The organism is Sphingobium limneticum, assembly GCF_008710155.1.
GTDB lineage: Bacteria > Pseudomonadota > Alphaproteobacteria > Sphingomonadales > Sphingomonadaceae > Sphingobium > Sphingobium limneticum.
In genome coordinates this window covers 1-1,346 of record NZ_VYPZ01000087.1, presented here as the reverse complement: position 1 = coordinate 1,346, position 1,346 = coordinate 1, and the positions used below count along the sequence as shown (strand labels likewise).

At 60.7% G+C, this 1,346-nt stretch carries 1 protein-coding gene; it reads left to right on the top strand.

Annotation, left to right across the window (positions count from 1 at the left end):
* Positions 1-82: 82 nt before the first annotated feature.
* Complete coding sequence (locus F4U94_RS24050) at positions 83-1,204, top strand: IS5 family transposase (protein WP_120253323.1); 1,122 nt, start codon at positions 83-85, stop codon at positions 1,202-1,204.
* The last annotated feature ends 142 nt before the right edge of the window (positions 1,205-1,346 follow it).

Sequence of the window (1,346 nt, the reverse complement as noted above, 5' to 3'; positions counted from 1 at the left end):
TTAGCAGGTTGCGGAAAAAGGCTCTTTCCTTGAGCCGCTTGAGGTGATTCAGACGCCTTCAACTGAGGTTGAAGGATTTGAGATGCGGGGCGGCGATTACCGGAGCGAAGGGTTGTTTTCCTACGTGAGCTGCGAAGCTCGGGTTCCGGCTAACCATTCACTTCGGGCGATCCGCGCGATCGTCGACGAAGCTCTCGAGGTGATGTCGGCTGATTTCGATGCGATGTATTCGCGCATTGGCCGGCCATCGATCCCGCCCGAGAAGCTGCTGCGCGCATTGCTCCTGCAGGCTTTCTATACGATCCGCTCGGAGCGCCAGCTCATGGAGCAGATGGATTACAACCTGCTCTTCCGCTGGTTTGTCGGCCTGGCGATGGATGCGCCGATCTGGGATGTCACGGTCTTCACCAAGAACCGCGAGAGGCTACTATCCAGGGACGTTGCCGCCAAGTTCCTGTCAGCCATCATCAACCAGGCACGCGTGCAGGCTCTTCTGTCCGACGATCATTTCTCGGTGGACGGCACGTTGGTCGAAGCGTGGGCCAGCGTGAAGAGCTTCAGGCCCAAGGATGAAGGCGGCCCCGGAGATGACGATGACGGTGGTTCAGTCTCCGGCCATGGCGAGCAGAAAACAGCGCCGAGCAATGCCGGACGCGATTTCCGGGGCGAGAAGCGCAGCAATGCGACCCATGCATCAACCACTGATCCCGATGCCCGCTTATTCAAGAAAGCGCGGGGCCAGGCAGCCAAGCTGTGCCATATGGCCCATGTCCTCATGGAGAACCGCAATGGCCTTGTAGTCGATGCGATCCTCACCCACGCGACCGGCACCGCCGAACGCGAGGCCGCACTGACCATGCTGGGCCGGATGGAAGGGCGCCATCGGATCACGCTGGGCGCGGACAAGAACTACGACACCGCCGCCTTCGTCGAGGCATTGCGCGAGATGGACGTCACCCCGCACGTGGCCCAGAATAACACCAATCGCCGTTCTGCCATTGACGGGCGTACGACACGCCATCCCGGCTACGGCCTCTCCCAGAAAATCCGCAAGCGGATCGAGGAAGTGTTCGGATGGGCAAAAACCTGCGGCACCATGCGAAAAACCCGACACCGTGGGCAAGATCGCGTCGGATGGTCCTTCACGCTCACCGCTGCCGCCTACAACCTCGTCAGGCTGCCGAAACTGCTGGGCGCAACCTAGGCCTGCGCCTCATAGCGCCCGAGGCCGGTCAAAAACGACCGGATTCTGGAAGGTTACCTCCCAGAATGACTGACGCCTTGGGCTAGAAAACGGCGAAAGCGAGGCCAATGGCCGGCTCTGCCAACCCTTTTTCCGCAGCCTG

Bases quoted from the DNA above. Each gene is read 5' to 3' on its own strand.
- F4U94_RS24050 (WP_120253323.1), top strand. From the start codon at position 83: ATGCGGGGCGGCGATTACCGGAGCGAAGGGTTGTTTTCCTACGTGAGC.